Origin of the sequence: Rhodomicrobium sp. Az07, from assembly GCF_018619475.1 — a bacterium.
Lineage (GTDB): Bacteria > Pseudomonadota > Alphaproteobacteria > Rhizobiales > Rhodomicrobiaceae > Rhodomicrobium.
Genome location: NZ_JAHFZG010000021.1, coordinates 11,481 through 25,073, shown reverse-complemented (window position 1 = coordinate 25,073; position 13,593 = coordinate 11,481). Strand labels below are relative to the sequence as shown.

Here is a 13,593-nt window from a genome sequence, read left to right as displayed (position 1 = left end):
GGCCGTCTCGATTTACGCAAGAAAGGCTTGCTCGATGTGGGAAAGGCCCTGCGTGGGACTCACGAGAATGACGTCGAAACTGGCCGATTCATGGGAAAGCCCGGCGTACTCACCGAGAAAAACCTCGGCGGCGGTCGCGATACGGGCTTGCTGTCGCGGCAACACCGCATAGGCCGCTTCGTCCTGGGTGCGACGGCACTTTACTTCGATGAAGGCAAGATGGTCGCCGCGCTGGGCCACGATATCGATCTCGCCGCCCTTGGTCTTGTAGCGCTCTGCGAGAATACGATAACTCTTCGCCTCGAGAAGTTGCTTCGCGCGCATTTCGGCGGCGACGCCGATTTTGTAAGAATTGGGGGCAGTTCTGGCGTGGCTGGCTGCGATCATGACGCTTCACCCTTGATCTTCAATGCCAAGTTGTAGGCCATTTTCTTCGCTACCCCAAGCCCTTTCGATACGTCTTCAACAGCTTCCTTGAGCGTCACAGTCTTCAGCGCTGCTCGGAGCGCGTTTTCGACATCGGCCTCTGTTGCGGCTACGGCTTCGCCGGGCGCGATGAGGAGCACGATTTCGCCCTGCGGAGGCTCGACCTCGAAGGCTGCCGCGAGGTCGCGCGCGGTCCCTTTCGCTATCGTCTCGTGCAGCTTCGTGAGTTCGCGGGCAACCGCGACCGTCCTTTCCGGATAAACGGTCTCGATGGCGGCAAGCGCGGCTTCGATGCGTGAGGGAGTCTCATAAAAGACGAGCGTTCCCGGCACCGCGCGCATGGCTTCGAGCGCTTCGAGCCGCGCGCCATCCTTCTGCGGCAGGAAACCGCCGAAGAAAAAACGGTCGGTCGGCAGACCGCTTGCCACAAGCGCCGACAGGATCGCCGAAGCGCCCGGCACCGGAAAGACGCGAACGCCCTCGCTCACAGCGTCGCGCACGAGCTTGTAGCCGGGGTCGGCGATAAGGGGCGTGCCTGCGTCCGAGATAAGCGCAACGGACTTTCCCTCGCGCAGTGCGTCGAGAATGCGTTCGCGATCCGACTCGCCCGAAAAGTCGTGATAGGTTTCGAGCTTGCGCCCGATGTCGAACGCGGAAAACAGCTTCCGGCTGTGGCGCGTGTCCTCGCAGTAAACTCGGTCGGCGGAGGCAAGCACGAAAAGTACGCGGATCGAGATATCGGAGAGGTTGCCGATGGGAGTGGAAACGAGAAAAAGGCCGGGATCGAGGGGCGTCGCGTTCAGCTTGTCGAACTGCCTCGACACGGCCGCAAGAAGCGCCGCCGCGCGCTCCGCGTCGATTGCCGATCTCGCGTCGCCGACTGCGTCCGGCTGTGGATTTTTCGGCGGCCGTCGCTTCGTCATCACCAATCAGCCACAGTTGCCTAACACGGTAAAGCGTGCTCGAAGCGCTTCGCGTCAGACGCGACTCGTAACAAGGTGGTCTTGCCTTCATAACCGGCGCAGGTCAACGGAAAGCTGATATTCGATCCCGATGAAACTCACGAGTGAACACGCCTCCGCGCGATCCCGCATCGTCCTCGGTTTCGCTTTGCTGCTTGTGTGCCTCGGCCTCGCGGGTTGTTCCGTCGGCGGCGGTAGCGGCAACCTGTCGTCCGCCACGCCGCTGCGCGGCGCTCCGGCGGGCGGCACGGTAAAAGTCGCGCTGCTTCTACCGCTGACAGGCAATGTAAATGCGCAGCAGGTCGCCAAGGCCATGAAGCAGGCGGGCGAACTCGCGCTGTTCGATTTCGACAAGCCGACCGTCCAACTCATTCCCAAGGACACGCGCGGAACGCCGGACGGCGCCCGCCGGGCCGCCGACGAGGCGGTCAAGGAAGGCGCGGAACTCATCATCGGCCCGCTGTTCGCGAACGAAGTGACGGCTGTTGCGCCCGTCGCACAGGCCGCGCGCGTCCCCGTGCTCGCGTTTTCGAGCGACCGCACGGTGGCCGGAAACGGCGTGTATCTGTTGAGTTTCGTCGCGGGCAGCGACGTGCCGCGCATGGTGTCCTACGCCGCGACGAACGGCAAGAAGCGCTTCGCCGCGCTGTTTCCGCAAAACGATTACGGGCGCATCGTCGAGCAGGCGTTCAACCGCGCCGTGCAGGAAAATGGCGGTCAGGTCGTGCTGACGAAGACCTTCCCGCCCGAAGCAAACGGCATGCTCGCCTCCGTGAAGGAGCTTGCGCCGCTCGCGAAGAAGGGCGCAGCCCCGCAGGTCGATGCGATCTTCCTCCCCGCGGGCGGCGACACGCTGCCCTCGCTCGCGCCGCTTTTCCCCTATTACGATATGGATACGCAGGCGGTGAAGATGATCGGCCTTTCCGGCTGGGACTATGTCGGGATCGGCAAGGAAACCGCCTTGCAGGGCGGATGGTTCCCCGCGACCGATTCGAAGGGCTGGGAGGACTTCACGCGCCGCTATTCCGAGACTTACGGCAGTGCGCCGCCCCGGCTCGCAAGCCTTTCCTACGACGCTGTCAGCCTCGCGATCTCGCTGTCCGGCAATCCGCCCGAGCGGCGCTTCGCGTCCTCGGAGCTTATGAGGGCGAGCGGATTTAACGGCGTCGATGGCCTGTTCCGGCTCCGCCCGGACGGCACGGCCGAACGCGGCTTTGCGATCATGGAAGTGCGTGCCACCGGAAATCAGACCATCGATCCCGCGCCCACAAGCTTCGGGACGGCAGTCGCGGCGCAGTATTAGGCGTAGATCGGCGGCTGCGCGGGCGATTCGAGGTTCGATGCGACGGCTTCAACCACGGCATTCAGCACGAGGCGGCCTGCATCCGTGGTCCCGATCCGGCCTTCACCACTTGCGATCAGAGCTTCGCTTTCAAGCATCTCGATAACCGATGCGGCGGGGCGAAACCCGGTCCGCGCCTCCATGCGGCGAATGTCCAAGCCTTCGCCGATGCGAAGCCCCATCAGCACTGCCTCCTCGGCCTCATCGCGCGCGACTAGCTCGACGCGCTCCTCGCGGCCATGCCCCAGCGCTTCCACAGTCTCCGCCCAGGCGAGCGGCGACTTCAGCGCCGCCGTGGCAATCTTGCGCCCCGACGCCCCGCGATAGCGGCCATGCGCGCCCGGACCCACGCCGACATAATCGTCATAGTGCCAATAAGCGAGGTTGTGCCGGCTCTCTTCGCCCGGCGCGGCGTGGTTGGAAACCTCGTAAGCCGGAAGCCCCGCCGCTGCGCAAAGCTCCTGCGTGAGCGCATAGAACTCGGCCGCCAGTTCCGCCTCGGGAAGCCGCAGCCTTCCCCGCCGCTGGAGCGCGAAGAACGCCGTCTCCGGTTCGATGGTAAGCTGGTACAGCGACATGTGCCCGCGCGCGAGGGAAAGCGCTTCCGCGAGTTCCGCGCGCCACCCGGCGAGCGTCTGGCCAGGGCGCGCGTAGATCAGATCGAAGCTCATCCGGTCGAAGGTTCGCGCGGCGATATCGAGCGCGGCGCGCGCGGCGGCGGCGTCGTGGACGCGCCCAAGCGCCTTGAGCGCGTCGTCGTGGAGCGACTGAATGCCGAGCGAAATCCTATTCACGCCCGCTGCGCGATAGCCCGCGAAACGCCCTGCCTCGACGCTCGAAGGGTTTGCTTCGAGCGTGATTTCGCAGGTCTCGGCCATCGGCCAGAGCGCCGCGATCCGGTCGAGCACCGCGCCCGCCGAGCGCGCCTGCATCAGCGAGGGCGTCCCCCCGCCGAAGAAGACGCTCGCAACCGGCTGGGCCGCTGTCTCGCCCGCGTAAGTCTCAAGCTCGCGCAGGATCGCGGCGAGCCATCGGGCTTCGTCGATGCTTCGGGATGCGTGGGAATTGAAATCGCAATAGGGGCACTTCTTTTCGCAGAAGGGCCAATGCACGTAGACGGCAAGCGGCTCGGCGGCTGACATGCGCGCGTCAGAGCGAGGCGGCGAGGGCGGCCTTGAAAGCGGCAAAGGCGTTGGCGCGGTGGGAGATCGCATGCTTCGCGGCCGGGTCCATTTCGCCGAAGGTAATATCGCGGCCGTCGGCGACGAACATCGGATCGAAGCCGAAACCGTTCGTTCCGCGCGGCGGCCAAACGAGATGGCCCGCGACGGTTCCCTTGAAGAATTGGACCTCGCCCATCGGATTGGCAAGACAGAGCACGCAGACGAATTGCGCGCGTCGCCCTTCGGGCGCGGTCGCGCCACGAGCGACAAGCTCGGCCTCAAGCTTCTTCATGGCCGCGCCGAAATCGCGAGGTTCGCCCGCCCAACGCGCCGAATGAATCCCCGGCGCACCGTCGAGCGCATCGACAGCAAGCCCCGAATCGTCGGCGAGCGCGATCTTGCCCGTCGCGACGGCGGTCGCCACAGCCTTAAGCCGTGCGTTTTCCGCGAATGTCGTGCCCGTCTCTTCCGGCTCCGGCAAGCCAAGCGCAGCCGACGAGACCACGGTCACGCCCATCGGCGCGAACAGGTCTTCGAACTCGCGGACCTTGCCCTTGTTATGCGTCGCGATGACGAGGCTATCGCCACGTGTCAGCGTGAGACCGGTCAACGAACCGCCCTCCTCGTTGCTTCGATGAACGAGAGAGCTTTCGCGCGGCAGCAGAAGGGCGCGCGGAAAGCCACGGGGCGGACGCCGATCAACCCTGGCGAGCCTTGTAGCGGCGCACCTTCTTGTTGATGATATAGAGGCGGCCACGGCGACGAACGACCTGGTTCTCGCGATGGCGCGTGCGAAGCGTCTTGATTGAATTCTTGATCTTCATGGTCAAATTCCAAGCGCTCCACTCAGTCGCCATCAGGCCGGTGGCAAGCGCAAGCCAATAAGGTTGAGGTTGCGAACGCGCGACGACGAAATGCGCGCTGTCGAAGGCTTTTGCTAGCATGCTTTTTTACGCTTTCCAACCCCTCTCCGGCGTTGGACAAAGAGAGAAGCGACCTCTCGACCGGCAAAAGGCCGTGAAGCGCCAAAATAATGCCGCGTCATGAGTTCGTTTTAAGCGTTCAGTGAATGTTTTGCGTGAATTCTATGCGTATGATCCATTTTCGCGCTCTCGCCATAAGCCTGATTGCCGCTGCGGCAACCTCGCCGAACGCTCTTGCCGTGTCGGCACAACCGATTTCCGCGTCCCGCGTCCTGGATGGCGGGATGTTGAAACACGTTGCGATCGGCGCGGACGCAGGCGAAGCGATCAGGGGATGTTCGAGCGCAATTGCCGCGTTACAGAATGAAGACTTTCGACCGTTTTCAGCCAGTGAAGGTCTCCCGCTTCCCGCCACGGGCCTCGGCTTCACCGTCGGCATCTCGCGATACGTGGTGAGAAATCCGTTCCTTGCATTCAACGGCTCGCATGTCGACGCCACCTCCGACACCGGCTGGGCCGTGCGGGTGATCTCCGTCAAACCCGCCGCCTGCACGCCGTAGGGTCGCTAGAGCCCGTTCCGATCTGATTAAGGCTCCGCGCTTTTCGGCGCACGCTCGCGGAGCGTCTTGGGCCGGATAGCGCGTGTCGCGAGGCGCCCTGAACCTCGCGCGGCATTCTGGAGTTCGGCGCGAAACCCATCACGCATCTCATGGATCGACGCGATGGCCGGACCCGCCGGGATGCCGAGCGCCACGAGCGATGCTTCCGAAAGCTGGAGACTCGCTTCGATCGTCTCCGGCACGGCATCGGTCACGCCGATGGCGTAGAGCTGATGGGCATGGGTCGCATCGCGGGCGCGTGAGAGGATGACGAGATCGGGCCTGAGCTTCAGGGCGGTCTGCACGATCCCGACGATTTCATCGCTCGCCGTGATGGTGATGATCATCGCGGAGGCGCGTTGCAGGCCGCAGGCTTGGAGAAACGCGGGGTTGGCGGCGTCACCGTAATAGACCTCGCGGCCAAGCCGCCTGTGGTGGGAAACGACATCGGGGTCCTTGTCGCTCGCGATGAACGGAAAGCGGTGCCGTTCGAGAAGCGTGCAAAGCACCTGCCCGACCCGGCCATGACCGACGACGATGGCGTGATCCTTCATCTCCGTTTCGGGCACGGCGAAAAGCGCTTCGTCGTGGCTCTTTCGCTTCGCCGCCATCCGCTCCGACACTCTCCGCCCCGCGAAGTCGAGGAGCGGTATGAACGCCATCGACAGCGAGACCACAGCCAGCGCGGCACCAGAAATCGCCGACGGCATCAAACTCAGCTTGGCCGCCAGCCCGAGGCCGACGAAGGCGAACTCCCCAGCCGGTCCGAGCAGGAGCGCCGTTTCGAGCGCGGCTGGACGCGGCACGCCGAACAGCGGCGCGATCCCGAGAACGATCGCGGCCTTCACGATCACGAGCGCGACGATAGCGCCGAAGACGAGGCCGGGATGGTTCAGGATTTCGCGGAAATCGATCCCCATTCCGACCGTGAAGAAGAACAGGCCGAGCAGCACACCCTTGAAAGGCTCGATGGCGATTTCGACCGATTTTCTGTACTCGCTCTCCGAAAGCAGGAGCCCCGCCACGAAAGCACCGAGCGCCATCGAAAGCCCCGCGCGGCTCGCGATGACGCCCGTGGCCACCACCACGAACAGCGTCGCCGCCATGAACGGCTCGCTCGACCCCGCCGAGGCGACGAGCCTGAACAGGGGCCGCAGGAAAAGCCGCGCGACGATGAGGATGAAGCTGAGACCGAGGGCCGCTTTCAGGAGCGCAAGCGCAAGCGCCTCATAGACAGAAGTTTCCGCGCTCGAACCGAGGATCAGCAGGAAAAGGAGAAGCGGGACGACCGCGAGATCCTGCGCAAGGAGAATCGAAAAGCTCGCGCGGCCGGTGGCGGTCGAAAGACGACGCTGGCCGGCGAGCACGTCCACGACGATGGCGGTCGACGACAGGGCAAGGCAAGCCCCGAGAATGATGGAAAGCCGCAGGTCGAGTCCGGCCGCGGCGCAGATCGCCGCGATGACCGCCGTCGATGCGACGACCTGAAGCGAGCCCAGCCCGAACACAAGGCGGCGCATCGTCAGCAGCCGATTGTACGAGAGTTCGAGGCCGATGGTGAACAGCAGGAACACGACGCCAAGTTCCGCCACGCCGCCGAGCGCCTTCGCGTCCGAAATCGTGATCCACGGCAGGACCCCATACTCCGCGCGAAGCGAGCCGAGGCCATAGGGGCCGAGGATAGCCCCCGCGCCGAGATAGCCGATCACGGAACTGACGCCCAGCCGGCGAAGCAGCGGCACGACAATACCCGCGGTGCCGAGTACCACGAGAGCATCGCCATAGAGGTCGCCGCCCATCGGCGCGGTCATGCCATGCCTTTCAACTCCGCCTGTGGAGCGAATTTGACATTTGACTCCCGGTTGCTGCCAGCTCCTGGTCCACTGCGATCATAAGCTTAATGTGAATTCTGTATTCGATTCAACCGGCTGGTGGCCACGTCATCGTTAGAGTACGCGCCACTGCGCGATCTTCGCACGCTTGACCTTTTTCCGTCGAGGGCGATGATCGCAACGCCACGGCATTAATCGCTTCGCTCGATTTGGCGGTGACGAGAACGGCGCCATGGCGTAGGACGGAGCCGTAAGGGGCATGCTCGGCGTGCCTCCATCGTCGTCGACAAAATTTCGCACGCGGCTTCGTCCGCATTATCTGGTTGGCCGGGGACTTGAACCGTCGGCCCGTTGCGGGGAAAAACATGGGACGTTTCTGGATTTTCATCGCGGCTGTTCTTGGCGCGCTTTCGGTCGCAGCCGGTGCCATCGGCGCGCATGAGGTAACGGCCGATGCGTCGCGAGAGGCGTTCGCCTCGGCGGCGCTCTATCACACGCTGCATTCGCTCGCGCTGCTCGGCGTCGGCGTCGTGCTGTTCATCTCGCAGGGCTGGCGGACGCATGTCGGCTCGATCTTCCTGAACCTCGCGGCGCTCCTGTTCGTTGTCGGGATCGTCTTCTTCTCGGGCGGCATCTATGCGCGCCACGCGGACATTTTCGCGACACCGTTCGGCGTGGTTCCGGCGGGCGGTGTGGCCCTCATCGGCGGGTGGCTCGCCTTTGCTATCGGCGCTCTCGGTCTGCGCCGCTGACACATAACGCGCTCTTGGCACGAAGAAGCCGGCGTCAGGGCGGCGACGAAGACGTCGACGCCTGCTACCGGCTTGTTGTAAGGGGCTTTCCGCCGTATGTGGCGCGGGGGCGCGCTCCCCAGCTCCTCATCGCCTGCGGAAAAAACTGAACGCTTGTCACGCGGTGTTCACTCCATCCAAGGTACGCGGCACTCATTCGCCGTTGCGGCCAGACTGCGGGTAGCGGCTGTCTGAACCTCTGCTTCGATGACGACCGGTCTCAGTGGGCGGTCATGCCGTTGGCGACAGTCTTGCGGCGTCGGCCCCGCGCTTTCGGCGTCGCGGCGGCGAGCACGGCGGAGAATTCGAGGGCATCGGCCGGGATTTCGATGGCCTCGCCGGAAAGTACGGTCGCTTCGTTAACCGGGGCTTCGATCATTTCGGGAGCAGGTTCAACGACAGCCGGACCTTTTGTCACTTCAGCGGCGACGGCTTCGGCAACAGCGGGAGCTTCGATTGCTTTCGCGGCGACGGCTTCTACGACAGCCGGAATTTCGACGGCGGCAGAGGCTTCGATCTTAGCCTTCGGCTTGCGGCCGCGGCGCGCGGGCTGCTTCGACTCGACGGCAGTCGCTGCGGCTACGGCGGCACGCTTCGCGGCGGCGGCTGCCTTCCGAGCGGCCTTGCGGACGCGGACGACCTCAGCGTTGGCGAGCCGGATCAGCGCGCGCAGCTCCTCGGAAATCGCGGCGTCGAGGGCGGCGACCGCATCGGCGGCATTTGCGAGATTATGGGCGATCGTGTTGATCGCTATCGTGTTGGGAGAAAGGGAGGCCATGGTTTTGTTTGCTTTCGATTCGAACCGGCCACCGCGGCCGGCCACTTCGTTAGCAATCTACGGTTGTGTTTAATTTTACGTAAAAAGCGTGCTTTAAAACAAGGCACTGGCGTCCATTCTTTCCTTGTGCGGATTTTTGGCGACCTATGCACATGTAAAATATCATAATTGCCATAACCCCATCTTGCGCCGGATGCGCATGTCATTGTCAAATCGAGATTTTTTCATTTTGGGCAATTCGAATCAGTCGCGCAAGGCGAGGCGATGCGCGCGGAACCTGCGCCGAATTCGCTCGCCCGGGTTCAGCCGGCGCCTCGGTTTTGGCCGCTCATGGGTTCGGGCCGGCTTTCATCGCGCAGCACAACATAGATCGCCGGAATGACGAGCACCGTCAGCAGCGTCGAGGAGGCGAGGCCGAACAGCAGCGATATCGCGAGCCCCTGAAAAATGGGATCGAACAGAATGACCGCCGCGCCGAACATCGCCGCGAGCGCTGTCAGGAGGATAGGCTTGAACCGGATGGCGCCCGCCTCCAGCAGCACCTGCTTCAACGGCATGCCGCTTCCCCGCTTGCTGCGAATGAAGTCCACAAGCAGGATCGAGTTTCGAACGATGATGCCCGCAAGCGCGATGAAACCGATCATCGATGTCGCCGTGAACGGCGCGCTGAACATCCAGTGCCCCAGCATGATGCCGATGAGCGTGAGCGGCACCGGCGTCAGGATCACGAGCGGCAGCTTGAACGAACCGAACTGGCCGACCACGATGAAATAGATGCCGAGGATCGCGATGCCGAAAGCGGCGCCGAGATCGCGGAAGGTGACATAGGTCACTTCCCATTCGCCGTCCCAAAGCAGCGTCGGCCTGGATTCGTCATCGGGCTGGCCGTGAAGGGCGATAACCGGCTTCTGCCCCGCGCCCCAGTCGGCCTTGTCGATAGCGTCGCGTACCGCGAGCATGCCGTAGATCGGCGCCTCGAAGCTGCCCGCGAGTTCAGCCGTCACCATCTCGGCCGGTCTCCCGTTGTGCCGGAAGATCGGAAACGAGGCGCGCTCCGTCGTCAGGCTCACCAGATCGCCCAGTTCGACGATGGCGCGATTGCCGGGGGTCGCGTTAGCCGGAACAGGCGTGGAAAGCGTCCGCTGCGACAGCGAAAGCTCGTGCTTCGGCAAGGCGACGGCAATCTCCACGGGATGATGCCCCTCGCCGCGATGCGAATAGCCCACCGGGACGCCGGAAAGGTAAGCCTGAATCGTGTCGTACACGTCCCGCTGTTCGACGCGGAAGAATTCGAGCTTGTCCTGATCGATGGAGACGCGAAGGCGGTCCTCGGGCGTTCTGAAGCTCGCGTCCACATCCACGATGAAAGGCACGCTTTCAAAAATCTCCTTCAGTTTCGTGGCCGTGGCCCGGCGCGTCTCCGGATCGGGTCCGTATACCTCGGCCAGCAGCGTGGACAACACGGGCGGCCCAGGCGGCACCTCGACAACCTTGAGTGCGGTTCCCTCCGGCATGTCGAGGCCGCGCAACCTCTCGCGCGCGTCAAGCGCGATTTCGTGGCTCGTGCGCGAGCGCTCCGACCTCGGCGCGAGATTGAGCGCGAGATCGCCCTGCTCAGGGCCGGTTCGCATATAGTAGTGGCGGACGAGGCCGTTGAAATTGAAAGGCGCGGCGGCGCCTGCGTAGGACTGGATCGAGACGAGTTCGGGCAGGCCCTTGAGCCGCTCGGCGGCAGCGTCGAGCACGCGGCCGGTCTGTTCGAGCGAGGCGCCTTTCGGCAGATCGATGACAATTTGCACTTCGGATTTGTTGTCGAAGGGCAGGAGCTTCACCGTCACCGCCTTTGTCCAGAACAGCATCAGCGAGGCGAGTGTCGCGGCGCCCACCGCAAGCAGGAACATCAACGCGCGCTTTCGGTCGCGGAGAATCGGTTTGGCGGCCGCCACGTAGGCGCGTGCCAGGAATCCTCCGCCGTGCTCGTGCTCATCGGCGCCCACGTGCTTCCGGCCGATTTTCATCATGAGCCACGGCGTCACCATCACCGCTACGAAGAAGGAGAAGATCATCGCCGCCGAAGCATTCGCGGGGATCGGGCTCATATACGGCCCCATCAACCCGGAGACGAACAGCATGGGCAACAGAGCCACCACCACGGTGAGCGTCGCGAGAATCGTCGGGTTGCCCACTTCGGCCACCGCCTCGATCGTCGCCTGCATGCGGCTTCGGTTGCCGGGCATTGCCCAGTGGCGCGCAATGTTTTCGATCACGACGATGGCGTCGTCGACGAGAATGCCGATGGAGAAGATCAGCGCGAACAAGCTCACGCGGTTGATGGTGTAGCCCATGACCCACGAGGCGAACATCGTGAGCAGGATTGTGGTCGGGATCACGATGGCGACCACGATCCCCTCGCGCCAGCCGATGGCGAACACGATAAGCGCCACGATCGAGACCGTCGCAAGCCCGAGATGGAACAGCAACTCGTCGGCCTTCTCGCTTGCGGTCGCGCCGTAATTGCGCGTGACGTGAACCTCGATGTCGTCGGGCAGCGCAGCCCCGCGCAGGCGCTCAAGCTTCTCGACAAGCTTTTCCGAAATCTCCACGGCGTTCGCGCCCGCGCGCTTCGCGATGGCGATTGTGACGGACGGCACGCGCGTCAACTCGCCGTTCTCGTCCTTTTGCAGATGCCAGCTTTGCTGCTCCAGCGGCTTGGCGCCGACGACGATCCGGGCCACGTCGCGAACATAGACGGGGCGACCATCGCGCGTTGTCAGAAGAAGGAGGCCGATGTCCGGCACGCCTTGCAAGGTCTGACCGGCGACGATGGGCACCGCGCGATCCCGGTCGCGGATCTGGCCTGCGAGAAAGGAGCGGTTTGCAGAGCGCACCTTGTCCACGAGCTGCGACAGCGTTACGCCATAGAGCGACAGCTTTTCGGGATCGGGCTCGATGCGGATCTGATCGGGGCGGCCGCCGACGATGTAGGTCAGCCCGACATTGTCGACCTTCGCAAGTTCGATGCGCAGATTTTCAGCGAGATGATAGATCGCGTTGTCCGTCCAACGCTCCGCCGCTTCGGGCTTCGGCGCCAGCGTCAAGCTGAGGATCGCAACATCGTCGATGCCGCGGCCGATAATCAACGGCTCGGGGATTCCGATGGGGATCCTGTCCATATTGGCGCGCACTTTCTCATGCACGCGCAAGATCGCTTCATCCGAGTTGGTCCCGACCAGGAAGCGTGCGGTGACGAGAACGCGGTCGTCGGAAGTCTGGCTGTAGACATGTTCAACGCCGCTGATGGCCTTCACGATGGTTTCGAGCGGCTCCGTCACGAGTCGCGCCGCGTCCTGCGCCTTCAGCCCGTCGGCGCGCACCTGGATGTCCACCATCGGCACTGAGATTTGCGGCTCCTCCTCGCGCGGAAGCGTAACGAGCGCTATCGAGCCCAGCATCAGCGCCAGCATGAGAAGAAGCGGGGTCAGCGGGGAATTAATAAACGCCCGCGTGAGGTATCCTGAAATACCGAGCTTCATGGCCGCACCAGCCTGTCGCCGGAACGAAGCCCTGACAGCACCTCGACGGCGTCGCCATCTCCTTCAAGCTTTGCGGGCTGTCCTGTCTGAACCACGACGTCCACAAGCTTGCCGTCGTCCTTGCGAACGCGGGCGTAATCGAGGCCGAAGCGCTTGAAAACATAGGCGCGAGGCACGGCTATCGCCTGTCGCTTTCCGGCCGAGATCCAGACGAGAACGCGTTCGCCGACAAAATACCGGCCGAGCCCCTCGGCTTGCGCGTCCGCGATCACGCGGCCGTCCTGAAGCTCGGGGTAGACGAGCGATATCGCGCCACTGCCGAGCGGCGCGCCGTTATCCGAGAGCGCGCGGCCTCCGACGATGACCGGATCGCCTCGCTTGATGAAGCGTGCGTGTCGCTCGGGCAATTCAAGGCGCAGCACGTAGGCGTTCGCCGCAATTTTCGCGATTGTCTCGCCCGGCATGACCACCGCGCCGACGGTCACGGGGATGGTCAGCACACGACCTTGCGCCGGTGCCAGAACATCGCCTTCCTCGACCTCCCGGGTGAGAACCGCTCGCTCGGCCTCGGCGGATTTCAGGGCATTCGCGGCAACTTGCGAAGCTGCGCGCGCTTCTTCGACCTTCGCGCCCGCCGCGAAGCCGCGTTGCGCAAGCTGCTCCTGACGCTGGGCCTCGCTCTTTGCCGTATCGGCGCGCGATCTGAGGCCGACGATCAGGGCGTCGAGCGATTTCATCTTGAGTGCGAGTTTCTGATCCGCGACTGTCGCGATCACGTCGCCCGTCTTGACCTCGCTCCCGCGCTTGATGGTGAGCGAGGCGATGGTCCCGCCGGTGCGCACGCGCGCATTGATCTCGTCAGTGCTGCGCACGGTGGCGAACACGGATTTGAGATCGTCGATGCTGGTTTCCCTGACCTCGAAAACCTCTTGAGCCTTGGCGGCGGTCGCGATCGCATGCGCGGAGAGGACCAGCGCCGCCAGCACCGCGAGGCTCGCCGAAAATCGCGCTGTGGCTCGCCCGAAATTACGAGGCGTCATTTCCACGTCCCTTCTTGAGTGTCGAAATACGCGATGCAATCTCCGCCGCCACAAAAGGGAGGACCGGGACTTGTAGCGAACCGGCTGATGCCGGCTGCATGAGGAGGCCGGCCTTGTCGGTCGGACACATACAAAACCTCTATCTACCGCGATGATTGGCCGCCTCGCGCCGTCAGTCTGGCAGCTTTTCTTTTTCTATACAGA

General features: G+C 63.7%; 12 protein-coding genes. 3 read left to right on the top strand and 9 right to left on the bottom strand.

Annotated elements, in window-relative coordinates; all coding sequences use genetic code 11:
- Positions 1-12: 12 nt before the first annotated feature.
- Both KKP04_RS13790 and rsmI read right to left on the bottom strand, forming a co-directional pair.
- Complete coding sequence (locus tag KKP04_RS13790) at positions 13-387, bottom strand: YraN family protein (protein ID WP_215032745.1); 375 nt, start codon at positions 385-387, stop codon at positions 13-15.
- Positions 384-1,349, bottom strand: coding sequence for a 16S rRNA (cytidine(1402)-2'-O)-methyltransferase (rsmI, locus tag KKP04_RS13785; RefSeq protein WP_215032743.1), 966 nt, complete (start codon positions 1,347-1,349; stop codon positions 384-386). The genes KKP04_RS13790 and rsmI overlap by 4 nt, the downstream gene beginning before the upstream one ends.
- Positions 1,350-1,479: 130 nt before the next feature.
- Between rsmI and KKP04_RS13780 the strand changes: the two genes are divergently transcribed.
- Positions 1,480-2,691, top strand: coding sequence for a penicillin-binding protein activator (locus KKP04_RS13780; RefSeq protein WP_215032740.1), 1,212 nt, complete (start codon positions 1,480-1,482; stop codon positions 2,689-2,691).
- Here the strand turns inward: KKP04_RS13780 and hemW are convergent.
- The 3 genes from hemW to ykgO form a co-directional block, all read right to left on the bottom strand.
- Entirely contained in the window at positions 2,688-3,872 is a 1,185-nt protein-coding gene (hemW, locus tag KKP04_RS13775) for a radical SAM family heme chaperone HemW (RefSeq protein ID WP_251134119.1), read from the bottom strand. The genes KKP04_RS13780 and hemW overlap by 4 nt on opposite strands.
- 7 nt (positions 3,873-3,879) lie before the next feature.
- The gene (gene rdgB, locus KKP04_RS13770) at positions 3,880-4,503 is read right to left on the bottom strand and encodes an RdgB/HAM1 family non-canonical purine NTP pyrophosphatase (RefSeq protein WP_215032737.1); all 624 of its coding nucleotides are present in this window, start codon (positions 4,501-4,503) and stop codon (positions 3,880-3,882) included.
- An 88-nt stretch (positions 4,504-4,591) separates the two neighbouring features.
- Complete coding sequence (ykgO, locus tag KKP04_RS13765) at positions 4,592-4,717, bottom strand: type B 50S ribosomal protein L36 (RefSeq protein ID WP_013419275.1); 126 nt, start codon at positions 4,715-4,717, stop codon at positions 4,592-4,594.
- A 383-nt stretch (positions 4,718-5,100) separates the two neighbouring features.
- Here ykgO and KKP04_RS13760 point away from each other — a divergent pair, with 383 nt between their 5' ends.
- A complete protein-coding gene (locus KKP04_RS13760) occupies positions 5,101-5,376 on the top strand; it encodes a hypothetical protein (protein ID WP_215032734.1) in 276 nt (91 codons plus the stop codon).
- 26 nt (positions 5,377-5,402) lie between these two features.
- On the opposite strand, the gene KKP04_RS13755 is transcribed toward KKP04_RS13760, so the two are convergent.
- Positions 5,403-7,226, bottom strand: coding sequence for a cation:proton antiporter (locus KKP04_RS13755; RefSeq protein ID WP_215032731.1), 1,824 nt, complete (start codon positions 7,224-7,226; stop codon positions 5,403-5,405).
- A gap of 386 nt (positions 7,227-7,612) precedes the next feature.
- Here KKP04_RS13755 and KKP04_RS13750 point away from each other — a divergent pair, with 386 nt between their 5' ends.
- Complete coding sequence (locus KKP04_RS13750) at positions 7,613-7,999, top strand: DUF423 domain-containing protein (protein WP_215032729.1); 387 nt, start codon at positions 7,613-7,615, stop codon at positions 7,997-7,999.
- Positions 8,000-8,258: 259 nt separating this feature from the next.
- Here the strand turns inward: KKP04_RS13750 and KKP04_RS13745 are convergent, their stop codons facing one another.
- The 3 genes from KKP04_RS13745 to KKP04_RS13735 form a co-directional block, all read right to left on the bottom strand.
- The gene (locus KKP04_RS13745; RefSeq protein ID WP_215032726.1) at positions 8,259-8,816 is read right to left on the bottom strand and encodes a hypothetical protein; all 558 of its coding nucleotides are present in this window, start codon (positions 8,814-8,816) and stop codon (positions 8,259-8,261) included.
- A gap of 302 nt (positions 8,817-9,118) precedes the next feature.
- Positions 9,119-12,349 carry an efflux RND transporter permease subunit gene (locus KKP04_RS13740; RefSeq protein WP_215032723.1) on the bottom strand — a complete coding sequence of 1,077 codons (3,231 nt, stop codon included), beginning with the start codon at positions 12,347-12,349 and terminating at the stop codon, positions 9,119-9,121.
- Positions 12,346-13,389, bottom strand: coding sequence for an efflux RND transporter periplasmic adaptor subunit (locus KKP04_RS13735; RefSeq protein ID WP_215032720.1), 1,044 nt, complete (start codon positions 13,387-13,389; stop codon positions 12,346-12,348). The genes KKP04_RS13740 and KKP04_RS13735 overlap by 4 nt, the downstream gene beginning before the upstream one ends.
- Positions 13,390-13,593 lie beyond the last annotated feature (204 nt).